Annotated in this window: 22 protein-coding genes; 6 read left to right on the top strand and 16 right to left on the bottom strand. The window is 43.4% G+C overall.

The features are described from left to right. Positions 1-41 precede the first annotated feature (41 nt). Complete coding sequence (gene mfd / locus LDO51_RS17615; RefSeq protein ID WP_225575593.1) at positions 42-3,488, bottom strand: transcription-repair coupling factor; 3,447 nt, start codon at positions 3,486-3,488, stop codon at positions 42-44. 227 nt (positions 3,489-3,715) lie between these two features. Between mfd and lolC the strand changes: the two genes are divergently transcribed. From lolC to lolE, 3 genes are read left to right on the top strand one after another with little or no spacing between them, the layout of a single operon-like run. Next, positions 3,716-4,918, top strand: a complete 1,203-nt coding sequence (gene lolC, locus LDO51_RS17610) for a lipoprotein-releasing ABC transporter permease subunit LolC (protein ID WP_225575592.1) — start codon at positions 3,716-3,718, stop codon at positions 4,916-4,918. After that, a complete protein-coding gene (lolD, locus tag LDO51_RS17605) occupies positions 4,911-5,612 on the top strand; it encodes a lipoprotein-releasing ABC transporter ATP-binding protein LolD (RefSeq protein WP_225575591.1) in 702 nt (233 codons plus the stop codon). Before lolC ends, lolD begins: the two co-directional genes overlap by 8 nt. After that, the gene (lolE, locus tag LDO51_RS17600) at positions 5,612-6,859 is read left to right on the top strand and encodes a lipoprotein-releasing ABC transporter permease subunit LolE (protein WP_225575590.1); all 1,248 of its coding nucleotides are present in this window, start codon (positions 5,612-5,614) and stop codon (positions 6,857-6,859) included. Before lolD ends, lolE begins: the two co-directional genes overlap by 1 nt. 61 nt (positions 6,860-6,920) lie before the next feature. On the opposite strand, the gene LDO51_RS17595 is transcribed toward lolE, so the two are convergent. Together LDO51_RS17595 and LDO51_RS17590 are read right to left on the bottom strand one after the other, a co-directional pair. Next, positions 6,921-7,472, bottom strand: coding sequence for a class IV adenylate cyclase (locus LDO51_RS17595; protein WP_225575589.1), 552 nt, complete (start codon positions 7,470-7,472; stop codon positions 6,921-6,923). Between the two features lie 223 nt (positions 7,473-7,695). Further along, positions 7,696-8,193: a TIGR00645 family protein gene (locus LDO51_RS17590; protein WP_225575588.1), complete on the bottom strand. Its 498-nt coding sequence runs from the start codon at positions 8,191-8,193 to the stop codon at positions 7,696-7,698. A gap of 293 nt (positions 8,194-8,486) precedes the next feature. Here LDO51_RS17590 and cobB point away from each other — a divergent pair, with 293 nt between their 5' ends. After that, entirely contained in the window at positions 8,487-9,311 is an 825-nt protein-coding gene (gene cobB, locus LDO51_RS17585) for a Sir2 family NAD+-dependent deacetylase (protein ID WP_225577305.1), read from the top strand. Between the two features lie 40 nt (positions 9,312-9,351). On the opposite strand, the gene LDO51_RS17580 is transcribed toward cobB, so the two are convergent. Next, positions 9,352-10,062: an SDR family oxidoreductase gene (locus LDO51_RS17580; RefSeq protein WP_225575587.1), complete on the bottom strand. Its 711-nt coding sequence runs from the start codon at positions 10,060-10,062 to the stop codon at positions 9,352-9,354. A 230-nt stretch (positions 10,063-10,292) separates the two neighbouring features. On the opposite strand from LDO51_RS17580, the gene pepT reads away from it, so the two are divergent. Further along, positions 10,293-11,537 carry a peptidase T gene (pepT, locus tag LDO51_RS17575; RefSeq protein WP_225575586.1) on the top strand — a complete coding sequence of 415 codons (1,245 nt, stop codon included), beginning with the start codon at positions 10,293-10,295 and terminating at the stop codon, positions 11,535-11,537. 105 nt (positions 11,538-11,642) lie between these two features. Here pepT and LDO51_RS17570 read toward each other — a convergent pair whose 3' ends face one another. The 9 genes from LDO51_RS17570 to LDO51_RS17530 all read right to left on the bottom strand — a co-directional run bounded on the left by LDO51_RS17570 (position 11,643) and on the right by LDO51_RS17530 (position 20,366). Beyond that, positions 11,643-12,767: a cupin domain-containing protein gene (locus LDO51_RS17570; protein ID WP_225575585.1), complete on the bottom strand. Its 1,125-nt coding sequence runs from the start codon at positions 12,765-12,767 to the stop codon at positions 11,643-11,645. Positions 12,768-12,923: 156 nt separating this feature from the next. Continuing rightward, positions 12,924-14,381, bottom strand: coding sequence for a two-component system sensor histidine kinase PhoQ (gene phoQ, locus LDO51_RS17565; RefSeq protein WP_282560271.1), 1,458 nt, complete (start codon positions 14,379-14,381; stop codon positions 12,924-12,926). A gap of 1 nt (position 14,382) precedes the next feature. After that, positions 14,383-15,057, bottom strand: coding sequence for a two-component system response regulator PhoP (phoP, locus tag LDO51_RS17560; RefSeq protein ID WP_225575584.1), 675 nt, complete (start codon positions 15,055-15,057; stop codon positions 14,383-14,385). 190 nt (positions 15,058-15,247) lie between these two features. Beyond that, the gene (gene purB / locus LDO51_RS17555) at positions 15,248-16,618 is read right to left on the bottom strand and encodes an adenylosuccinate lyase (RefSeq protein WP_154627130.1); all 1,371 of its coding nucleotides are present in this window, start codon (positions 16,616-16,618) and stop codon (positions 15,248-15,250) included. A 17-nt stretch (positions 16,619-16,635) separates the two neighbouring features. After that, positions 16,636-17,262 carry a high frequency lysogenization protein HflD gene (gene hflD / locus LDO51_RS17550; protein ID WP_225575583.1) on the bottom strand — a complete coding sequence of 209 codons (627 nt, stop codon included), beginning with the start codon at positions 17,260-17,262 and terminating at the stop codon, positions 16,636-16,638. Between the two features lie 2 nt (positions 17,263-17,264). Next, complete coding sequence (gene mnmA, locus LDO51_RS17545) at positions 17,265-18,386, bottom strand: tRNA 2-thiouridine(34) synthase MnmA (protein WP_225575582.1); 1,122 nt, start codon at positions 18,384-18,386, stop codon at positions 17,265-17,267. 83 nt (positions 18,387-18,469) lie between these two features. Then, positions 18,470-18,919: an NUDIX hydrolase gene (locus LDO51_RS17540; protein WP_225575581.1), complete on the bottom strand. Its 450-nt coding sequence runs from the start codon at positions 18,917-18,919 to the stop codon at positions 18,470-18,472. Continuing rightward, a complete protein-coding gene (gene rluE, locus LDO51_RS17535; RefSeq protein ID WP_225577303.1) occupies positions 18,912-19,562 on the bottom strand; it encodes a 23S rRNA pseudouridine(2457) synthase RluE in 651 nt (216 codons plus the stop codon). The genes LDO51_RS17540 and rluE overlap by 8 nt, the downstream gene beginning before the upstream one ends. Positions 19,563-19,712: 150 nt before the next feature. Further along, positions 19,713-20,366 carry a hypothetical protein gene (locus LDO51_RS17530; protein ID WP_225575580.1) on the bottom strand — a complete coding sequence of 218 codons (654 nt, stop codon included), beginning with the start codon at positions 20,364-20,366 and terminating at the stop codon, positions 19,713-19,715. 546 nt (positions 20,367-20,912) lie between these two features. On the opposite strand from LDO51_RS17530, the gene icd reads away from it, so the two are divergent. Then, a complete protein-coding gene (gene icd, locus LDO51_RS17525) occupies positions 20,913-22,166 on the top strand; it encodes an NADP-dependent isocitrate dehydrogenase (protein ID WP_224057822.1) in 1,254 nt (417 codons plus the stop codon). A gap of 122 nt (positions 22,167-22,288) precedes the next feature. Here icd and LDO51_RS17520 read toward each other — a convergent pair whose 3' ends face one another. From LDO51_RS17520 to LDO51_RS17510, 3 genes are read right to left on the bottom strand one after another with little or no spacing between them, the layout of a single operon-like run. Next, complete coding sequence (locus LDO51_RS17520) at positions 22,289-23,422, bottom strand: phage integrase Arm DNA-binding domain-containing protein (RefSeq protein WP_225575579.1); 1,134 nt, start codon at positions 23,420-23,422, stop codon at positions 22,289-22,291. Continuing rightward, positions 23,397-23,648 carry an excisionase gene (locus LDO51_RS17515; protein WP_225575578.1) on the bottom strand — a complete coding sequence of 84 codons (252 nt, stop codon included), beginning with the start codon at positions 23,646-23,648 and terminating at the stop codon, positions 23,397-23,399. Before LDO51_RS17515 ends, LDO51_RS17520 begins: the two co-directional genes overlap by 26 nt. After that, entirely contained in the window at positions 23,648-23,854 is a 207-nt protein-coding gene (locus LDO51_RS17510) for a hypothetical protein (RefSeq protein ID WP_225575577.1), read from the bottom strand. The genes LDO51_RS17515 and LDO51_RS17510 overlap by 1 nt, the downstream gene beginning before the upstream one ends. Positions 23,855-23,872 lie beyond the last annotated feature (18 nt).

Genomic DNA, 23,872 nt, shown 5'->3' with positions numbered 1-23,872 from the left:
TCGTAATGAATCGATGGCTTTTTTGTTGAGGAGCTCAGCCTCTACGACACCAGTTGATGCTCATCAAAATCTGCGACTAGCTGTTTGATAAAGTCTAAACGTGTCGCTCTGTCGGCTAAATCATGGAAGAATTTTAAACGGACAGGACCTTCCATACGGAACGTTTTCGGCTGATTTTGCAGTAAGCTGATTAAGAACATCGGGTCGACTTTGTTGCGTTCATTGAATTCAATAAACCCGCCTTTCTCATGAGCTTCAATCCGCTTCATGCCCAGTTTTTGCGCTTGTAAACGAATGCCCGCTGTTGACAGCAAGAATTTACCTGCATCAGGTAAAGTCCCAAAGCGGTCAATTAGCTCGATACGTAGCTCATCCAGTTCTGACTGGTCTTTAGCACTGGCAATACGTTTATAGAAAGACAGTCTGATATTCACATCATGTATATATTCATCAGGCAGCAGTACTGGCATACGCAGCTCTACCTCGGTTTGCTGACTGGTGAGATCCTCAAGGGATGGCTCGCGTCCTTCTTTCAGTGCATCGACCGCACTTTCGAGTAGCTCCATATATAAGGTGAAGCCGATGGTGGTCATCTGTCCACTTTGGTCTTCACCCAATAGCTCTCCAGCACCACGAATTTCAAGGTCATGGGTCGCCAGTGCAAACCCAGCCCCTAAATCTTCAAGGGAAGAAATGGCTTCGAGGCGTTTTTGTGCGTCGGTAGTCATGGCTTTTGGATGCGGCGTAAGCAGATAAGCATAAGCTTGGTGATGAGAGCGACCTACACGACCGCGTAGCTGATGCAATTGTGCTAAACCAAAGTGGTCAGCGCGTTCAATAATAATGGTATTTGCCGTTGGGATATCGATACCCGTTTCAATAATCGTGGTGCAGATCAGGACATTAAATCGTTGATGGTGGAAATCTGTCATGACTCGCTCGAGTTCGCGCTCACGCATTTGCCCGTGACCCACCACAAATCGTGCTTCAGGTACTAAGGCTTCAAGGCGTGCTTTGGCTTTTTCGATATTTTCCACATCGTTATACAGATAATAAACCTGACCTCCACGTAACGTTTCCCGCAGAATCGCTTCGCGCACCACTAAATCATCATATTGGCGAACAAAGGTTTTTACGGCTAAGCGGCGAGCGGGTGGGGTCGCGATAATCGATAAATCCCGCATGCCACTCATTGCCATATTCAGGGTGCGTGGAATTGGCGTCGCCGTTAAGGTTAGAATATCCACGTCAGCGCGCATCGCTTTAATGCGCTCTTTATGACGAACCCCGAAACGATGCTCTTCATCCACCACCAGCAAACCCAGATCTTTCCACTGAATATCGCTTTGTAGCAATTTATGGGTACCAATCAAAATATCCACTTTGCCTTCTGCGGCTTCCGCAATAATTTGCTGCTGCTCTTTGGCCGTTTTAAAACGCGATAGCATTTCGATACGTACCGGCCAATTCGCAAAGCGGTCGCGGAAATTATCATAATGTTGCTGAGCTAATAGCGTGGTAGGAACCAGTACAGCCACTTGCTTATTATTGTTGATCGCTAAAAATGCGGCGCGCATGGCGACTTCAGTTTTACCAAAGCCCACATCACCACAGACTAAGCGATCCATCGCCAGCGGCTGACACATATCACTCAATACTGCGTTAATCGCCATCTCTTGGTCGGTAGTGGTTTCAAATGGGAAACCTTGGCAAAACTCCCGATATTGTTCTTTATCATGTTTGAAGGCGAAGCCTGCTTTAGCGGCTCGTTGAGCATAAATATCCAGAAGTTCCGCCGCCACATCCCGCACTTTTTCCGCTGCTTTTTGGCGAGCGCGTCCCCAACTGTCACTACCCAATTTATGCAGCGGCGCATTTTCATCGGCGCCCCCCGCATAACGGCTAATTAAATGTAATGAAGAGACAGGGACATACAGTTTATCTTCGCCTGCGTAGGTGAGGATCAAATACTCAGCGGGAATACCCCCCGCTTCTAAGGTGATTAAGCCTTGATAGCGTCCGACACCATGCTCAATATGAACCACGGGTTGACCCGGACGTAACTCTGCAAGGTTACGAATGAGGGTGTCGGTATTGATGGTGCGGCGCTGGTCACTGCGGCGGCGTACGACTCGCTCACCCAGTAAATCACTTTCGCAAATTAAGGCGCGGTGGTTTTCTGGTTGAATAAAACCATGTTCAGCCGCCCCAATCGTAATGGCAAAGCGATCTTGGGTTTGACCAAAATAATTGTTGATAATTTCAGGGCGAATTTTTAGGCGTGCGAGTAATTCACTCACCGTTTCACGGCGTCCTTCACTCTCTACGGAGAACACAATAGTGCCATCAAACTGTTCGGTGAACTGGCGCAGTTTTTCCAGTGGATTTTTACTTTGCCCTTGGGTGCTAATATCCGGAAGTGGCTGATAGTCTAAATTGGTATTGGCAGCCTTTTTCGGTAATTTTTCCGTAGACAGCTGTACCCGAGGCCAATTTTTTAAGTTCTGATTCAGTTGTTCGACGGTTAACCATAACTCGGCAGGGGGAAGCAATGGGCGCATTGGATCAACACCACGGCTTTCATAACGCTGCTGTGCATCTTGTTGGAATCGCTCTGCGGGTTCTTGCAGATTTTGCGAAACAAACAGGGTGTTAGCAGGTAAATATTCAAATAAAGAAGGCAACGGTTCAGCGAAAAACAGCGGCTGCCAATATTCAATCCCACTAGGTAGGGTATTTTTACTCACTTGCTGATAGATATGTTCCGGATCACGGCGAACTTCAAAGCGTTCGCGCCACTGGCTGCGAAAACGTTCGATAGCGTCTTTATCGGTCGGAAATTCGTGAGCAGGCAATAAGTTGATTGCGCTAACTTCTTCTAAGGTGCGTTGAGTATCGACGTCAAAGGTGCGCAGGCTGTCAATTTCATCATCAAAAAAGTCGATACGAAATGGCAGGTCACTACCCATTGGGAATAAGTCGAGCAATGCTCCGCGAATGGCATATTCACCATGCTCAAGCACTTGCTCAACATGGCGGTATCCGGCTTTATCCAGTTCGTCTCGTAGGCTATCGCGTGAGAGTTTATCGCCCTTCGCCATCACTAAGGCATGTCCCGTCAGAAAATCAGCAGGGCACACCTTCTGCATTAAGGTATTAACGGGGAGGATGAGCGCCCCTTTTTGCAGGGTTGGCAAGCGGTATAGAGTGGATAAACGGTGAGAAATGATTTCTTGATGCGGTGAAAAATTATCGTAGGGTAACGTTTCCCAATCCGACAGTGTCTCTATAGGATGTTGGGTAAACTGTTGAAGTTCATCACGAACGCGTAATGCATTTTGCATATCACGCGTGACAATCACCACAGGACCTTGATGGCGTTCAATCATTTCTGCGCATTCTAAGGGACCCGCAGCACCAATTAAGCAGCCTAAATGGCGGACATCGCCAGCACGACTGGGCAGTTCATAACGATAATTTGACGACATAGAAATATTCAGCTTCTCATAGCTAACTAGTTAATTAATGATTAGTTAGGTAATTAAAAATTCATTAAACGACCCACAGAACTCATTGAGTAGTCTGAAAGTGATCTAAACAAATAGTATATATAATAAAAAAAACCACAAAAGCGCGGTTGGGTGGTTCCATTCATCAATCGTACCCTTTATTATCCCTGAACACTTCGCTTTGGCAACAGGGACATTACGTTTTCATGCATCAATCTGTCTCACTCTTTATAGGTCTGCGCTATATGCGTGGGCGCGCGGTCGATAAATTTGGACGTTTTGTGTCCAGCTTGTCGGCGATAGGCATAACCCTTGGTGTTGCGGCATTAATTACCGTGACGTCTGTGATGAACGGTTTTGAACGTTCGTTACAAGATAGCATACTTGCCTATATGCCACAGGCCATATTGACCTCAAATACCGGAAATATCGATCCCAATCAACATCCCATCACGGACTTAAAAAACCTCAAAGGTGTTAAGAAAATCGAGCCGATTGTTCAGTCGGAAGTGGTTTTACAAAGCCGAAATAATGTGGGGGTGGGCATGATGGGGGGAATTCGTTCTGATGAATCCTCCTTATTACTCGATAAGCTGATAAGCGGGGATCGCCGTGATTTAATCGATGGGCAATACAACGTTTTTCTTGGCAATCGGCTGGCGGAAACCCTCGGCGTAAAACGCGGCGACCAAGTGCGCTTAATTATTCCAGGTGTGAGCCAATTAACCCCAATGGGGCGTATACCCAGCCAGCGTTTATTTACGGTTGCGGGTATTTTTCAAACCAATGGCGAAGCGGATACGAGTGAATTGATTGTTGCTCAGCCTGATGCCGCGAGAATGCTACGTTACCCAACTGGAAATATTACTGGCTGGCGTTTATATCTGGACGAACCTCTGCAAGTGGATGTGGCGAGTAAACAGACACTGCCGGAAGGGTTAGTGTGGACTGATTGGCGTGAGCGTAAAGGCGAATTTTTCCAAGCAGTGAGAATGGAAAAAAATATGATGGGGCTGCTGCTGAGCCTGATTATCGCAGTGGCGGCATTTAACATCATTACGTCGCTATCTTTATTAGTCATGGAAAAACAAGGCGAAGTGGCAATTTTGAAAACCTTAGGGCTCAAACGTAGCAAAATCCTGACTATCTTTATGATTCAAGGGGCGGGTGCTGGCATTATCGGGACATTAATTGGTACCGTGCTGGGTACGCTGCTATCAAGCCAACTGAACGTAATTATGCCGTTAATTGGCTTATTACCGCGGGGAGTGGCACTCCCGATTGTACTCGACTATCCGGGTATTTTAATTATTGCGCTGTGCGCGATGCTGATTTCTTTGCTGGCGACGCTTTATCCTTCTTGGCGTGCGGCAGCGGTACAACCTGCTGAGGCTTTACGATATGAATAATCAACCACTTCTGGTCTGTGAACATTTAAGCAAGATTTATCAAGAAGGCGCACTCTCCACAGAAGTGTTAAAGAATGTCAGCTTCACGATGAATGAAGGCGAAACCATGGCTATCGTGGGTAGCTCAGGTTCCGGTAAAAGTACCTTATTACACCTACTTGGCGGGCTAGATACACCATCCCAAGGGAATGTCATTTTCCGTGGGCAGCAAATTAACCAGCTTTCTTCTGACGCTCGTGCGGCTATTCGTAATAAAGACCTCGGTTTTATTTATCAATTCCACCATTTATTGCCTGATTTTACAGCATTAGAAAATGTGGCGATGCCACTGTTAATTGGCGATGTGGCGAAAGCAGTGGCGTTTGCTAAAGCCACCGAAATGTTAAAAGCGGTAGGGTTAGAGCACCGAGCCAATCATCGTCCATCTGAATTATCCGGTGGTGAGCGTCAACGTGTTGCGATTGCTCGTGCGTTGGTGAATGACCCCGCGTTAGTACTGGCGGATGAACCAACAGGTAACCTCGATTTGCGCAATGCGGATGCCATTTTTGAATTATTGGGTGAGTTAAACCGTAAGCAAAAAACCGCATTTTTAGTGGTCACCCATGATATGAAACTGGCGAGTCGTTTATCCCGCCGTTTAGAAATGCGTGATGGTCATCTGCAACAGGAAATTACGTTGGGGGCAATGTAATGATTAAAATGCCTCTGACGCTACTAGCGGCATTGCGATTTAGCCGAGGACGCCGTAGGACAGGCCTGGTGTCTTTGGTATCGATTGTCTCGACTCTTGGGATTGTTTTAGGTGTTGCGGTATTAATTATCGGCTTAAGCGCCATGAATGGCTTTGAGCGAGAATTAAATAACCGTGTTCTTTCCGTGGTGCCTCACGGGCAAATTTACGCCGTTGAAGCCCCTTATCAGGATTGGGAGTTCGCGCAAAATGTGATCCGCAAAACGCCGGGTGTACAAGGGGTCAGTCCCTATGTGAATTTCACGGGGCTACTTGAGCGCGGCGCGAATCTTAAAGCCATCCAGATTATGGGTGTTTCTCACGAAACAGAATCCCAAGTCAGTGCATTGCCTGAGTTTATCCTAAATGATGCGTGGCAACATTTTGAAGCGGGTAAGCAGTCGATCATTTTAGGGCAAGGGGTGGCGAATTCGCTGAACGTGAAAGTCGGGGATTGGGTGACGATTATGATCCCAAATACCGATGACAGCATGAAAATTCAGCAGCCTAAGCGTATTCGTGTCCAAGTGACGGGGATTTTTCGCTTAAGTGGATTGCTCGACCATCAGCTCGCCTTAGTTCCGCTGGCGGATGCACAGGAATATCTCGGTTATGGAAACGGCATTAGCGGTTTTGAAATTAAAGCTAAAGATCCTTTCGAAGCCGATAAAGTGGTGTATGACGCTGGGCTGAAAACCATGCATCATGTGGTGGTGAAAAGCTGGATTGGCGATTACGGCTATATGTACAACGACATTCAAGTGGTTCGCAGTGTCATGTATTTAGCGATGATTTTAGTCATCGGGGTTGCTTGTTTTAATATCGTCTCCACGCTCGTGATGGCAGTCAAAGATAAAAGCAGCGATATTGCGGTTCTGCGGACATTAGGGGCAAAAGATAGACAAATTCGCGCTATCTTCCTGTGGTATGGGTTAATCGGGGGGCTGGTTGGTTCACTTATCGGCGTGGTGCTGGGGGTATTAATCTCCCTGAATTTAACCACCATGATTAAGGGACTTGAAGTGGTTATCGGTCATCCTATCCTATCAGGGGATGTCTACTTTATAGATTTCCTGCCTTCTGAACTGCATGTAATGGATGTGATTTACGTGCTGTTCACCACGGTTGTTCTGAGCTTATTAGCCAGCTGGTATCCAGCAAGACGCGCAAGTAAGCTAGATCCGGCGCGTATTCTAAGCGGTCAGTGATCAACAAGGCGCGAGTGGTGACAGTCGCGCCTTTTGTCATCGAATATTATTTAACGCGACATTATTTAACCAAACTCTCAAGGTACATCTGCTTATAGCTGCGAGTTTCAATTAATGCTTCTGTAAAACCATAGTGTTGCGCAGTAGACAGTAATTTGGTGTACAAGTTGTCTAACTCACTCTCATCGTCCGTCATGATCGCGAATTCCGCAAACCAACCAATACCTTCTAAGTAATCAATAGTGATATGAATATCATCCAGAAAATAGATGCTGCGTTGTTTAGCAATCGTTAGGTAACATTGATATCCCAAGGTGCTCAGCATGTTTTTGACATGTTGGCAGTCTGCAATATCAATCGCTTTACACTCGGAGCTACTAGGGCCTTTGACTATCCACAACTTAATGCCAGAGGGTGTCATTTCTCGCACGGACATACTGATATTTTGCGCGGCTAATTGCCCATTTTGATAGTCAAAAAAGTCATCAACTTCATGATTATTTACAGTAAATGCTTCAGCGTTATTATTGATAAGCTGTTTAAGAAAAGAGTCAGAATTGGGTAATTTAAATTTAATTTCGGCTTCAAATTTCCCGACAAAATGGTCACTCATTCTGTTATCCAATGCTGTTTTAAATGATGGATTAGGTGAGTGAATAGTAACATATGAAATGATGGGCGGCTGGATATAATGTTAAGGGATACAAAGCAATCAGCGATGATTTTGGAGGATCTAACTGCCAAAAGAAGATAACCCCACAGCGGTAAGTAATCTAACAAAAAGGGAGCTTTTCTTCGCCCCCTTTTGAATGCAGAAATAAACGTATTACGGCAGACTAATACTTAGCTTTCTTGGTCATTTTATCCAAATAACCCATCACAAACGCTGACAGCACGAAAGTTAAATGAAGGATCACGTACCACATCAACTTATCGTTTTCGACGTTTTTGAGGTTCATAAAAATCTTTAATAAGTGGATAGATGAGATGGCGACAATGGAGGCTGCCACTTTATTTTTCAGTGACGTCGCATCCATGGTACCAATCCAATTCAGCTTTTCATGATGCTCAGACAAATTTAATTGGGAGACGAAGTTTTCGTAACCTGAGAACATCACCATCACCAGTAATCCACCCACCAGCGCCATATCAATGAGCGATAGCAGCGTGAGGATCAAATCAGATTCTGGAATGCTAAAAATGCTTGGCAGAATGTGAAATACTTCTTGGAAAAATTTGATAGTCAACGCCAGTAGTGTCAGCGATAGCCCCAAATAAATGGGCGCAAGGATCCAACGTGAAGCGTACATCATTCTTTCAAAAAACTTTTCCATGCAAATCCTTCAAATAAGAGAAATCAAAATAGTAAGATGAGGGTTATTTTAGCGGTTAGGTGTGATGGGGATAAAGTTTTTTGTCATCTGAAAGTGAAAAAAATGTCTTTTTGATGATAAAAAAGTTATTAAATCGAGGTTATTGAGATATTTGTTTTACTTTGCAGGAGGTGATGGGTTTTAGTATGTTACTATCCAAATTATGTATAAATAACATAATTTGCCATGTTTATACTTTTACTTTTTACACCGACAAATTCACTGCAAGCAAGGATGAAAGGAAATTTCCGATGTTGCGATTTCGCCGTAGATTGAAAAAAATAAGTAAAAATAAATGTAAACGCCGTCAGCGACTTCGTAATCGTTCTTATTACATTGATAATAGACTGCTGAATATGCAAAACATTAACGTGGTTGTATTAACCGGCGCGGGTATTTCTGCGGAGTCAGGTATTCAAACCTTCCGTTCGGCAGAGGGTTTATGGGAAGAGCATCGCGTGGAAGATGTGGCAACGCCTGAGGGCTTTGCCCGTGATCCACAATTAGTTCAGCGCTTTTACAATGAACGTCGTCGCCAACTGCAACAAGAGAATATTCAACCGAATGCAGCGCACTACGCATTAGCAAAATTAGAGCAAGCGCTAGGGGATAGATTCCTGCTAGTGACTCAAAATATTGATAATTTACATGAGCGTGCTGGTAGTAAGCGCGTGGTGCATATGCACGGTGAATTATTAAAAGTGCGCTGTAGTTGGTCAAACCAAGTCCTCGAATGGAAAGAGGATTTATCCGTAGAAGAGCGTTGCCACTGCTGCCAGTTCCCACAGCCATTACGCCCACATATTGTGTGGTTTGGTGAGATGCCATTTGAAATGGACAGGATCTACCAAGCCCTTGGGGAAGCCACGCTGTTTATTTCCATCGGGACATCGGGGCATGTTTATCCTGCAGCAGGTTTTGTGCATGAGGCGCGTTTACAAGGCGCTCATACCGTACAATTGAATTTAGAACCAAGCCAAGTGGAAAGTGAATTTGAAGAACGCCATTATGGGTTGGCGAGTAAAGTGGTCAGTGAATATGTGGATGATTTGCTGGCAAAGTTAACTAACGAAGAATAAAAATAAAAGGGAGCTTTGGCTCCCTCTTTTATGGCGGATATCACACGTTGCCATCCAACATGGCAGGCATGGTAATTTCTTTTACACAGGTGGCGCTGCTGGTGCTAAGAATAAAGCGCACGGCATTCACCACATCTTGCAGTGGAATTAACGTACCTTCACTGTTGGCAATCACCTCATCAACTGGCATGGATAATGGATATTCCGTGGCGAGATAACCTAAGTTCAAAATAGAAATACCGATATTATCTTGGCGTAAGGTTTCTCTCAGTGATTGCACAATTCCACGCAAGGCATATTTGGTTGCGCTAAAGGTGACTTCTTTGCCATTATGATTATCCAATCCCCACGTAGAGCCAATTAAAATAATTTTACTATTGGTTCCTAAACGCAAGTTGCTGAGTAGTGCTTTCAAATTTAACAGGCAGGCACTGATGTTGGTTTGGATCATGGTGAGTAATTCAGTATCGCTGGTGGACTCGAAATCATATTCTTCAGTAAAGGCGAGCTTTTCCCAAATACCGACATTATAAATTAGGGTATCAATGGGTTTTTCGCCTAGATGTTTTTTGATGATTGAGGCTGATTGCGTATCACTAAGATCAGCCAGTATCCAGTGAAATTGCGCATCGCTAAAAGGTGGTTTAGAGCGAGAAACACCGTACACAGTATCAGTTTGGTCGGGCACTCCCTCAACTAATGCTTTACCTAACCCTTTACTGACACCGTAAATTAAAAATGTTTTTGCCATCGTATTCCCACCTTAGAAATCATGCTATCGCGTATTTAGTGATATAAGATAGTCATTATATAACATGGTACTTAACGTGTTTCGTTATCCAAAAGTGCAGCCCAAAAGGAACAATAAATTAAATTAATTAGTTATCTTCCTCACTCTTTAGCTGCAAATCTGATTTGAAACAATAATTGTTTCTGTGATCTTTCCCATAATGTCCCCATTGATATTTAGGGGGAGGAAGTATGGACAAACTCTTGGAGCGGTTTTTTGAATACACTGCGTTTGATACACAATCAAAACTGAATGCAAAAACAGTACCTAGTAGCACAGGCCAGCTAAAATTTGCCCGCGCGTTAGCCAAAGAACTGAGCATCCTTGGCTTTGAAAAAGTGACGCTGTCGGAACACGGCTGTTTAACGGCTATCATACCATCCAATGTTGATTGGGATGTACCCGCAATAGGCTTCATTTCGCATTTGGATACCGCCCCAGATTATTCGGGCAAAAATGTGTGCCCGCAAGTTCTTGAGAATTATCGTGGTGGAGATATTGCTCTAGGCATTGGTGATGAAGTTTTATCCCCTGTTATGTTCCCTGTATTGCACGAAATGATTGGCAAGACGCTAATCATGACCGATGGCAAAACCTTATTAGGGGCGGATGATAAAGCGGGTATTGCAGAAATTATTACCGCGATTGTGCGTTTAGAAGGGTTAAATGTTCCACATGGAAAAATCTGCGTTGCCTTTACGCCAGATGAAGAAATCGGTCGAGGTGCTCAACATATCGATTTTAAAGAGTTTGATGCTCGCTGGGCTTATACCGTTGATGGTGGTGGCGTAGGTGAACTTGAATTCGAAAATTTTAACGCTGCCAACGTCTCTATTAAAATTGTGGGTAACAATACTCATCCTGGTAGTGCCAAAGGTGTGATGGTCAATGCGTTGGGTTTAGCAGCGCGAATTCATTCCATGTTACCGCCGGAGGAAACACCTGAAAATACGGAAGGTTATGAAGGTTTTTATCACCTAACGTCCATTAAGGGTAACGTGGAAAAAGCGGAAATGAACTACATTATCCGTGATTTTGACTTAGTCAATTTTGAAGCGAGAAAGAAAAATATTATTCGTATCGCGGAAAAAGTGGGTGAAGGGTTGCACCCAAGCTGCTATATCGAGCTGACATTGGATGACAGCTACTACAATATGCATAAAGAAGTGATGAAATATCCGCATGTTGTTGAATTAGCCAAACAAGCGATGCTGGATTGCGGTATTGAACCGGTTATCAAGCCTATCCGTGGGGGAACGGACGGTGCGCAGTTATCATACCGAGGCTTACCATGCCCGAATATTTTCACTGGCGGCTATAATTTCCATAGTAAACATGAGTTTATTACTCAAGAAGGGATGGAGCAGGCGGTGAGCGTGATTATGCGAATTGCGGAATTAACGGCTATCCATGCAAAACGTAATACCGATAAATAGTTTTTGATATATTTTTAATATAAAACATGACTATAAAAATGCCCCGATATAACGTGATGATATTCGGGGCATTTGCTGTTTATTGGCGGTTAATTATAGGCATAATTAGTCGTCAAAATACCAATATCCGCTATTAATCAATGCTGTCATTAATGCAATAAAATTGACATCGTCTAACGCGTCACCGAGATTTGCATGATTGACTGCATCGAAACGGCACAGGCTATCTGCGGCTTCGTAGCATTTAGTCTCTAAAGACTCACCGTTAACAAAGAATTGATCACCAACACGAAGAGCGCGCAACCCATTGAGTTTATATAGAGTTTCTTGCTGGTCTTTCAATAAATTATAAATCTCATCTTGTTCATAAGGCGGCTCTGGCGGCGCCAAATCCAGCTCATGACGTGATTGAGAAATAAATTCACCTAACCATTTACGGAATAGTTCTGGATCATGAATCAGTGATTCCATCATTTCGCGCAGCTTAATTTGTTCGCCTTGCAAAATTTCAGCCGGATTATCACGGAAAGAAAGGTCAGGATCGCTGTAACGGTAGCTGCCTAACTCATTGGAAATTAAATGGTCAGCAAAGCTGCTCATTAATTCACGGGCATTGGGCGCCCGGAAGCCGACAGAGAAATTCAGTGATGGCTCAATCGCGTAACCTTCGTGGGGGAATCCAGGCGGGATATACAGGATATCACCGGGCTCCATTTCTTCATCGATAATGGCATCAAAAGGCTGTACTTGCAGTAAATCAGGGTGTGGGGAGTGTTGTTTCATTGGGATCTTTTCCCCAACACGCCAGTGGCGACGACCTTCGCCTTGAATAATGAATACATCATATTGGTCGAGATGGGGGCCTACACCACCACCCGGAACGGAGTAGGAGATCATTAAATCATCCATACGCCAGTCAGAAAGAACACGGAAAGGTTTCATGAGTTGGGCACTTGGGTGGTGCCAGTGGTCAACCGCTTGCACTAAGATTGACCAGTTTTCGTCACCTAAATGATCGTAGCTCTCGAATGGGCCATGGGCGACTTGCCAGAGCCCGTTTTGATGGCTGACTAAACGGCTATCAACCTCATCCTCCATCGCTAATCCCGCGAGTTCATCAGGCGAGATAGGATCAATAAAACGCGTAAAACCCTGTTTGATAAGCAGAGGTCGTTTCTGCCAATGACTGTCCAGAAAACTCTGCCAGTCAAGATTCAGTTTATAATCCATCTTATTGTTCCCTAGTTATGACAAAACTTCCTAAATAGTATACCGGAAATGGATTGTAAAACAGGGCTTAGAGGGCGTCAGTTCACAGATTAGTCATCTTCATATACGGATGAACGAATTATCTTCATTTACGGCTTAGCTATCATTCGTCAATGGCTAACTATCTTCAATCACCGCTTGCTGCCTAAAGGTGACGGCGACGCGGGCACCACCAAGTGGGCTATCTGAAATGGTAATTTCGCCATCATATTGGTCGATGATATCCACCGCTATCGAGAGCCCTAAACCTTGCCCCGGTCGAAGAGTATCAGCGCGTTGCCCACGCATAAATATCATGCTGCGTTTACTTTCGGGAACGCCAGGACCATCGTCATCCACAAAAATGGTTAGGCTATTATGATCGGCAAGGGCGGTGACTTCCACAAACTCAAGGCAATATTTACAGGCGTTTTCCATAATATTGCCCATCACTTCCATAAAATCATTGGGCTGACCTAACCATGTGATTTCAGGGGAGATATCGACGGTGATGGAGACACCTTTGTTTAGATACACTTTATGCAGTGCGCTAGAGAGGCTATCTAAGATAGAAGGCACCGATGCGATTTCCCGTAGCATCAGGTTTTCATCTCCTTGGTTTGAGGCGCGATGTAAATAGTAGCCAACTTGCTGAGAAATGCGTCCTATCTGTTCCAACATGATAGGCTCTGCTTGCTCGATGGTCATTTGCTTACCGGAACGTAGGAGTCGCAATGTGGATTGTAAGACCGCCAAAGGGGTTTTTAAACTGTGAGTTAAATCGGACAATGTAGTCCGATACTTGCTATAGCGTTTGCGTTCATTGCTCAGCAAAATATTCAAATTCCTCACTAAGCCTCGCAGCTCTGCTGGTGGGTTTTCATCCAGCGTTTCTCGCTCACCTTTTTCAAGACTACTAAGTTGCGAAATCAGTGATTTAATGGGGCGCACACTCCAATAGGCCGCGAGCCATAACAGCGGGATCACCAGTATAAAGTTAGCGAGTAACACGTAACCAAACCAGTCCCAGACAACGCCAGTGCTTTGTAAGTCTTGAGGTAACGTATCGACGACGACAATCGTCAGTGCTGGCATGGTTTCAGTTTCTAAATACTGGTTAACTGAAACGGAGTGAGTTAATGGCTCATCGATATTATCAATATCATTGAGTCGATGGCTGTAGTCTGGGTTATTGTTCATTAATTGGCGTGTTTCATCGAAATCGGTATCAATTTCGTATAGCCCATTCTTTTTTAACCATTCGAGTTTAATGAGACGCTCGACGCTGGGGACTTCACGTTGGCGCCAGACGGTTTGCCCATTTTTATCATAAATAATGATCAACGAGGGGTTGTTCAACGTAAAGTTTGGGGGAACTTGAATATCAATTTTATTATCTTGCCACTGCGCAAGGCTGTAAATTAGGTTACTTTGGCTACGTAGCAGGGTATAGGTCGTTCGGTCAAAACTCACCAAATAACCCACAACAGCCACAATCCCATAAGCAAGGGTTAGCGCCAGGATCACGGCTGACGTCGCACAAATAAAACGCGCCTGTAAAGAGAGGGGTTTGAACCTAAATTTACTCAGTTTCATATCAGTTGTTCACATCGAAACGATAGCCTTGACCTCGAACAGTCACAATCACCTCTTGGGAATGGAACTGTTGGATCTTTTTACGCAAACGCCCCATAAGCACATCGATAGTGTGGCTTTCGCGTAATTCTGCATCTGGATAGAGCTGGCGCATAAGGGAGTCTTTGCTGACCACTTTCCCATTATTGCGCAGCAAGGTTTCAATAATCGTGTATTCAAATGCAGTGAGTTTGATCGGCTCGCCATTAACCGTAAATTCTTTACGGGAAAGGTCAATAACAAAGTTTTCAAGTTCAAGCACTTGGGAAGCTAATCCACTGTTACGGCGCATCAACGCTTGCATTCGAGCAACCAGCTCTTCTAATTGAAAGGGTTTGGTGACATAGTCATCTGCGCCACTATTGAGAGCTTGAACCTTTTCTTGCCAGCTTTCTCGTGCGGTTAAGACGAGAAGCGGAATACTAACATGGTTGCTGCGCCAGCGTTTGATCATGGAAAGCCCATCTTCATCAGGAAGACCTAAATCCACTACCGCGATATCGGGATGACTTTCATTCAGAAAATAGTCTGCTTCTTTTGCATCTTCAGCAGAATCCACCTGATGACCTAATTCTTTGAGTTGAACCGTTAAATGGTGACGAAGTAGGGCATTATCTTCGACGATAAGAATGCGCATCTGAGAACCTCACATAAAGAAAGCATGCAAATGAGAATATTATAATGAGTATGGTAGAAATAGATGGGATAGGGAACAAGGTCTTAACTAAATATAAGTCAAACAGATCGGAAAAATAATCGAATCTGAGATGTCCTGGGAAATAAGAAAAAACAGGTGACTGAATGCCACCTGTTTTAATCATTATTGATTACTTGATTTCATCAATGAAATTAACTGCATAGCCAATGTAGTTGGCAGGCGTCATTGCTTTTAGACGCTCTTTTTCGCTTTCTGGAAGCTCTAAACCATCGATAAACTGTTTCATGCCTTCAGCGGTAACACGTTTACCACGAGTCAGTTCTTTCAGTTTTTCATACGGTTTTTCGATACCATAACGACGCATTACAGTTTGAATTGGCTCTGCTAACACTTCCCAGTTTTGATCTAATTCATCCAATAAATGCTGCTCGTTAACTTCTAACTTGTTCAAGCCCTTCATTGTGGATTGGTAAGCAATCAGAGCATAACCTAAGCCGACACCTAAGTTACGCAGAACGGTTGAGTCAGTCAGGTCTCGCTGCCAGCGAGAAACTGGCAATTTGCTTGCTAAATGGCCTAATACCGCATTTGCTAAACCTAAGTTACCTTCTGAGTTTTCGAAATCGATAGGGTTAACTTTGTGTGGCATAGTGGATGAGCCAATTTCACCGGCAATGGTTTTTTGCTTAAAGTGGTTTAAAGCCACATAGCCCCAGATATCACGGTCAAAGTCCAGCACGATAGTGTTGAAACGTGCAACACAATCAAACAGTTCTGCGATATAGTCGTGCGGTTCGATTTGTGTGGTGAACGGGTTCCATTGAATGCCCAGTGAGGTCACGAATGTTTCACTGAATTCGTGCCAGTTAACTTCTGGATAAGCGGCAATGTGGGCGTTATAGTTACCGACCGCACCATTGATTTTACCTAAGATTTCCACTTGCTCTAGCTGGCGGAATTGGCGCTCTAAACGGTACGCAACGTTAGCAAATTCTTTACCGATAGTAGAGGGTGTTGCTGGCTGTCCATGGGTACGTGACAGTAAAGGTAAAGTACGGTATTCGTGCGCCATCGCTTTAACTTTATCAATAATTTGACGCCATTGTGGTAATAAAACCTCTTCACGAGCAGTTTTTAGCATCAATGCATGGGACAGGTTATTGATATCTTCAGATGTACAAGCAAAGTGAATAAACTCAGAGACCGCATGCAGAGCAGGGATATGCGCCACTTTTTCTTTTAGGAAATACTCTACTGCTTTAACATCGTGGTTAGTTGTGCGCTCAATTTCTTTGATACGCATTGCATCTTTTTCGCAGAAGTTCGCGACGATTTCATCTAAGTAAGCGATTGCGTCAGCATCAAATGAAGGAACTTCTTTGATTTGAGCGGTTGCAGCCAGTTTTTGCAGCCAGCGAACTTCAACTTGCACACGAAATTTCAGTAAGCCAAACTCACTAAAAATAGTGCGTAAAGCGCTGACTTTATCACCGTAACGGCCGTCAATCGGGGATACAGCGGTCAGTGAGGATAATTCCATTGGTAGCAACTCCAGATTTATAGGTGAGACAAAATTTGTTTCGCCTGATTAGACAGACGGCTTCGAGAAAACATCAGTTGGAGGCGACTTCCACCAACTTGCTGCCAGAGAACTGCGCAGCGAATACCTGCGAGCAATGTGGCTCTAACTTTGGCTTGAACAACGGTATTTTTCAGAATATCAGGAGAACCAGTCACTTGAATGCGGGGACCTGCTGGACTGACTACATCCACATAAATTCCGGCGAGTGCGTTAAAAACGCCTTCAGACATCGGTTCGAAATAGCTGGCTTGACGTTCAAATTGCTCAATTCGCTGACCGAGTTGGTTCATGGCATTGTCATCTTTGCTTAAGCGGCGCTCTAGCGCCATGATGCTAAGCATATAGCGGGTCATCTCTGCAGAGATCCCGCTATTACCACCAGTTAACATACCCTGCAGGGCCGTTAAACCGGTTTTTAAATTCGCTTCATCATTACCGAATACATCCAGCGTGGTGGATGGATTCATGTTGGTCAGGCTATTGACCATGGTTTTACCATCTTGCTCATTAAAGGTACCTTCATGAGCGAGTTTTTGTACCATCAGACTTGCTTGGCAGATACCCGCTAAGGCTAGCGTGATATCGTAATAGTTTTTAGCCACATTTACTCCTGAATACGGGCTTCAATAACGCCGCCACCGAGGCAGACTTCGTCGATATAAAATACCGCAGATTGTCCCGGAGTAACAGCCGCAACCGGATAATCGAAAGTGACTTGGATTTTCTCGGCGCTCAATGGGGTGATTGTACAAGGGATATCGGCTTGACGGTAACGGGTTTTCACCACGCAGCGCAATGGCGCAGCTAATGTTTGTCTATCGACCCAATCTAATTGCTGAGCAATTAAGCCTGTAGACATCAAACGTGGATGTTCATGACCTTGAGCCACAATCAATTGATTTTTTTCAACGTCTTTATCGACCACATACCATGGCTCTTCAGAACCGTCTTTGGTGCCACCAATGCCTAACCCTTTACGTTGACCTAATGTGTGGTACATCAAACCTTCGTGCTGGCCAATGGTTTCACCGTCAACGGTGACGATTGGGCCAGGTTGAGCAGGGAGGTAGCGACCAAGGAAGTCGCGGAATTTACGCTCACCAATAAAGCAGATCCCGGTAGAGTCTTTTTTCTTCGCGGTCACTAAGCCAATTTCTTCGGCAATACGACGCACTTCAGGCTTCTCTAACTCACCCACAGGGAATAAGCTTTTTGCCACTTGTTCATGGCTGAGGGTATACAGGAAGTAGCTTTGGTCTTTGTTGTTGTCTAAGCCGCGTAGTAATTGGCTTTTGCCATCCACATCACGGCGACGAACATAGTGACCTGTTGCAATATAATCTGCGCCTAGATCTTCTGCGGCAAATTCTAAGAACGCTTTAAATTTGATCTCTTTGTTGCACAAAATATCCGGGTTTGGGGTACGACCCGCTTTGTATTCTTCTAAAAAGTGTTCGAATACATTGTCCCAATATTCAGCGGCAAAGTTGATGGTGCGCAGTTCGATACCGAGTTTGTCGCATACTGCTTGCGCATCTGCAAGGTCAGTCGCTGCGGTACAGTATTCTTCGTTATCGTCTTCTTCCCAGTTTTTCATAAACAGACCGACCACCTGATACCCTTGCTGCTTGAGTAGGTAAGCGGAAACGGATGAATCAACACCACCGGACATACCGACGATGACCTTAATTTGGCTGTTATCTGATTTGGTACTGTTATTTGACATGGGAAATAGTCTCAATGCGGAAAAATCAAGCCCCATACTCTAGCACGTTGCCCCCTTGTTGCACCAGCATTAGGAGAATAATGTTACTCGTAATGATCACCGAAGGCGGCTAAAACGCTCAAAGGATAGCGAGTACCTTCTTGGTAGCAGCGGATACTTTGGGCCACTAAAGGGGAGCGAAGGCATTGGCTAGTCAGAATTTCGTCTGCGTTAACCCAATGACAAGCGCTGATATCATCATCATGGGGATGGGTTTCGCAGGGAGTATCCAACTCAAGGGAAAATAAGACGCGAATAAATTGGGTGTTATCGGGGGCTACCCACTGGTGAATTTTAATTAATGCTTGGGGTTCACCAATAATGCCAGTCTCTTCATAAAGTTCACGCGCGGCAGCTTGCACTAATGTTTCATCGGCTTCAAGGTGTCCTGCGGGTTGATTCCATGTGGGTTTGTTATTAACCCACTCTTCGACCACTAAAAAACGCCCTTGGGCATGGACAATGGTGGCAACGGTAACATTGGGTTTAAACAACAGTGACCTCCTTCCATTCACCGGAAGATAAGTTATCGAGTGTAAAATTTCCCATGGCATAGCGTATTAATCGCAATGTAGGAAAACCAATATTGGCAGTCATCCGACGAACTTGCCGATTTCTGCCTTCATAAAGCGTGATCTTCAACCAAGAAGTGGGAATATTTTTACGCTCACGGATTGGCGGAACTCGTGCCCATAACCATTCTGGCTCACTGACTAATTCGATGCCTGCAGGTAGTGTGGGCCCATCATTTAGAGTTAATCCTTGACGAAATTTCGTGAGGGCGCTTTCATCGGGGATACCTTCTACTTGAGCATAGTAGATTTTTCCTGTTTTTTTCTGCGGTTGGGTAAGCTGAGCTTGTAATTTACCGTCATTGGTGAGGACTAACAGACCTTCACTATCTCTATCCAAACGCCCCGCGGCATAAACATCAGAGATGGGAATATAATTTTTTAGCGTTTCTCGCCCTTGTTCATCCGTAAATTGCGGCAGTACATCAAATGGTTTATTAAAAATAATTACTTTGCGTGGCTGGGAAGGGCGACTTCCGCGAGAGGATGAATTTATTGCCAACGAACGACGTTGCTTTGAATGTGGCGTCGTTTGCTTAGTACGGTTGCGATTAGGTGCGTTCATCATTCTTTGTTGAGAGTCATTTATTTAATGTGCAATAGAATAGCGATATTTTGACGATAAAGTAAGGGTGTTTTGGTCGCTCATCTAAGGGAGAGAGATGAGCAAGCAGCAGGTAGCTCTCCCTTGATTTACGGAATATTGATTTATGATTTACTGATTTATTTCATCGAAAAAATGAGAAAAAGCGATAAATATTCGTTCTATTAAATGCACACAAAGAGCGTGTTCTTCTCCCGTATAATTAATGGTATCAATTAATTCTGCATCACTGCCCATAGCATGACCAGATTCGTGGACTAAATGAAGCTCCCCACAATATTTCAGTGGTATTGGCGATAATTTAGCGATTTGATTGACGTAAGTGAAGAATGTACGCCCTGTTGCTTCCATGCATTCAATGACGGCTAAGCGAATTTTAGCGGGTTGATTGGCGATAGCGCTGATTAATTCATAGACGAGCTTACGGTTAGCTTCCATTTGTGGTGACCACAACCACACTAAGGTATCCGTAAAGAGTTGTGGCTCATTCATTCGCAATGTGCGGAGATCATCGATATACCAATACCAATGATCGGAATCTTCTAAAGCATGATTATTCACCGCTATTTCTAAATCATTTTGAGGATTTTCAAAGGGAAGAATGTATTTATTAATATCACCAAACGCCAAAATAAAGAACGTAAGTCTCGGTAAAAATGCTAGAGACTCTTTGGCTGACAAGGATGGGTTGATGGGTTTTAGAAAAAAAGGATGCTGTGAAAATGCTTTTTGCTTGAGATTAATTAAGTCAGATAACTTTTCCATATACTCACCTTTATATTTATCTTGAATTAATAATTATATTTTTAATGAATAAAAGTTTATCTTTCTTAATCTATTAAGGAGCCTCATTATTTATTTAAATAGAATTCAATAAAATCGAAAATAATTTAAAATTGTTTAAAATCAATACAGTTTTGGGTTGTGTGCATTAAAACCATTAAGTGCGAATAATTTAATTAAATCTATTAAATCATAAAGATAATATGACAATATATTAATTTCTGTGAGCAATACGAATGTTTGGATAGGGTATTTTAGATAAGCTATGGAATAAGGTCGTTCAGTATTTAGGCCATGATTTAGCTTGGATTTTAACTTTCCATAGTTCTTGGGATTGATTTAATATATTGATTTTATTTGGTTTTATTTCTTTTTTGTTGAGTGTTTAGACACGGAAATAATGCGTTAAATGCGATCTGCATTAAAGCTTAGTTTAGTAATCATTGGCGTTCGACGCAGATTGCAGTAGTATTGACAGGTCTCTTACAAAAAATTAACAAGCAAAATACGCAAGTGAAGGAGAGGTTAATGGATAGCAAAGTAGTAGTTCCGGCAGAAGGCGCTAAAATTACCATTGATGCAAAAGGCAAATTACATGTTCCGAACAACCCAATTATCCCTTTCATTGAAGGTGACGGTATTGGGGTTGATGTCACTCCAGCAATGTTAAAAGTTGTCGATGCAGCAGTTAAAAAAGCCTATAACGGTGAGCGTAAAATTTCTTGGATGGAAATTTATACGGGTGAAAAATCCACTCAGTTATATGGCAAAGATGTTTGGTTACCACAAGAAACCCTCGATTTAATCCGCGATTACCGCGTTTCTATTAAAGGCCCATTAACCACTCCAGTTGGTGGCGGCATTCGTTCCCTCAACGTTGCACTTCGTCAACAGCTTGATTTATACATCTGCTTACGTCCAGTTCGTTACTACAAAGGCACACCAAGCCCAGTTAAACAGCCTGAACTTACAGATATGGTGATTTTCCGTGAAAACTCAGAAGATATCTATGCAGGTATCGAGTGGAAAGCCGGTAGCGCAGAAGCAGACAAAGTGATCAAATTCCTGCAAAACGAAATGGGCGTAACGAAAATTCGTTTCCCACAAGATTGCGGTATTGGTATCAAGCCATGTTCTGAGGAAGGCACAAAACGTTTAGTTCGCGCGGCGATTGAATATGCAATTGATAATAACCGTGATTCAGTGACTTTGGTTCATAAAGGCAACATTATGAAATTCACTGAAGGTGCATTTAAAGATTGGGGCTACCAATTAGCACAAGACGAGTTCGGCGGTGAATTAATCGATGGCGGTCCATGGGTTAAAATCAAGAATCCAAAAACTGGCAAAGATATCATTGTTAAAGATGTTATCGCAGATGCATTCTTACAACAAATCCTGCTGCGCCCAGCAGAATATGATGTTATCGCGTGTATGAACCTGAACGGTGACTATATTTCTGACGCATTAGCGGCGCAAGTTGGTGGTATCGGTATTGCTCCGGGCGCAAACATTGGTTCTGAATGTGCACTGTTCGAAGCAACTCACGGGACTGCACCGAAATATGCTGGTCAAGATAAAGTAAACCCAGGCTCTATCATTCTGTCTGCAGAGATGATGCTGCGCCATATGGGTTGGGTTGAAGCGGCAGACTTAATCGTTAAAGGTATGGAAGGCGCAATCGCGGCTAAAACTGTAACTTACGATTTCGAACGTCAGTTAGAGGGCGCTAAATTACTGAAATGTAGCGAATTCGGCGACGCAATCATTAAACACATGTAATTTATTACGTGATGTAATTAAGAACGGGAGCATAAAAACTCCCGTTTATTTTTTGTTCAATTAAAATCTTCCCCAAAACTCCCCCAAAATCCCTCCCCAAAACGGCTCAAATAATAGGCTATTTAGATCGCGATAATTTGCCATTCTTTACCTCGGTCATCATTATATTTATCAGTCATTTTCTGTGATTTATGGCCAAGAAGTTTCTGAGTATTGATACCTTGTTCTCGATAGAGTCTTTCCGATAAAGAACGTTGTTCATGAAATGAAGGTGCCGATCTTTCTGGCCATGTTAACCCACATTTATCTCTCGCTTTTTTAAAGGTTGTGGTTAATGTGTTTGCTGTAACTTGTTCACCTCTCTGTGCTTGAGAGGTCGTATGGCGATAGTGCACGAGATATTGGCTAAGAACGGAGTCACGACATTTTGAAATAACTTGCTTAAGTGTCATATCAATTGCATCACACTTAATTGAAAGAGGAATAGCTAATTTAGATCCAGTTTTCTCTTGTTCAATGTGCAACATATCATCCCAAATATCTGAAAATTTCATTTTGGCTATATCACCTATACGCTGACCAGTTACAAGTGCTAGTAACATTCCGCACTGCAAATATGGCGGATGGTTTTTGGCTTGTTCATAAATAACTTTCCACTCTTCGAACGTTAGACGTTCACGTTTTACTCTATTTCGAGGTTGTTTTGTCGCAAGTGCAGGGTTATAACCAGGAGGAACGTGACCTGCATGCTGTGCTTCCTTAAATACATCTATTAAAACCATACGTACTACTTGGGCCATTCGGTCATGACCTAATGCTTTTACTGAATCAGTTATTTTAGCTATTTCCAAAGCTGTAATGTCTTTAAGTGAAAATAACCCACAGTGTTGCTTGAATAAATTAATCGGCTTAATTTTTTGTTTGTATGAATTAGGTTTTAATTCACCAAGCTCAACGCGCTCTTGTTGTATTTCTAAATATTTATCTACCCAATTAGAAACGCTGATCCCTACTTTTTTATTTTTGATATTTGATAGGCGATCATTAATGCTTAAAATTTGCTTTGTTTGCTGCTCTGCAATAATGGTATTAGCTTGAGATGCAATCAGAGTAGCTTCTTCGGCATCTGTACCGAGGCTGTGAAATACGCCAGTTAAGGGGTGTTTATACTGCCAGTATGTTTTTCCATTTCGTTTATCTAATTTTCGGTATAGATTTGGAATGGTGATTTTATGAGAACGTGGTCTTGCTGCCATCTGATAAAATCCTCAGTAATTTTTCATTTGCTTGTTCTGGTAATTGAGGTTTAGAAACTAAACCTACGTACCTTGAATCACGGTCAATCATCCAACGCTTACCAACCTTTAAAGCAGGGGGGATCATCATGTTGGCTTTGGCGTATTTAATTAAGACTTGTTGGGTGGGGGCACTATCACCAAATTCTAATTGCGCCCATGCTTCTAGCTTAATCATTCGAGACATCATAGCCTCCGGTGATATTTTTTCTCATTCTGGTCTTGCCTCATCATTAATAAAATGATCTTATCTGCAGTATCACAAGCATGTTTTATTTCAGCTTCAGTGCATGGTCGATTTTTTACACTTGCAGCTAACTTGCCTAGTTTGATATCGAATTCAGTTAATAACTGTTCCCCAGTTCTCCAAGGGGTTAATTGTGGTTGTTTCATGGTGGTCATCCATTATTG

Source organism: Providencia alcalifaciens (genome assembly GCF_020271745.1).
Classification (GTDB): domain Bacteria; phylum Pseudomonadota; class Gammaproteobacteria; order Enterobacterales; family Enterobacteriaceae; genus Providencia; species Providencia alcalifaciens_B.
Note: the sequence above shows the minus strand (reverse complement) of the source record. Positions and strands in the feature narration are given on the sequence as shown.